Here is a 272-nt window from a genome sequence, read left to right as displayed (position 1 = left end):
GAAGGCGTCCAGCATGCCGTCCATGTGCGGGGAGTGGAAGGCATGGCTCACCGTCAGGCGATGGGTCTTCCGGCCCTCTGCCTCGAAGACGGCGGCGATCTCCAGTACGGCGCTCTCGTCACCCGCGATCACGACCGAGGTCGGGCCGTTGACAGCCGCGATGCTCACCGCGTCGGCGGTGAGGTGCGGGGCGACCTCGTCCTCGGTGGCCTGGACCGCCACCATGGCGCCACCGGCCGGGAGTTCCTGCATCAGCCGGCCACGAGCCGCCA

At 70.6% G+C, this 272-nt stretch carries 1 protein-coding gene; it reads right to left on the bottom strand.

The genetic code is table 11. The annotated features are described in order from the left end of the window. The coding region (locus IE249_RS39655) for an acyltransferase domain-containing protein (RefSeq protein ID WP_229860049.1) at window positions 1–272 on the bottom strand (272 nt) is incomplete at both ends.

This window comes from Streptomyces anandii JCM 4720, from assembly GCF_014650655.1.
Classification (GTDB): Bacteria; Actinomycetota; Actinomycetes; order Streptomycetales; family Streptomycetaceae; genus Streptomyces; species Streptomyces anandii.
Note: the sequence above shows the minus strand (reverse complement) of the source record. Positions and strands in the feature narration are given on the sequence as shown.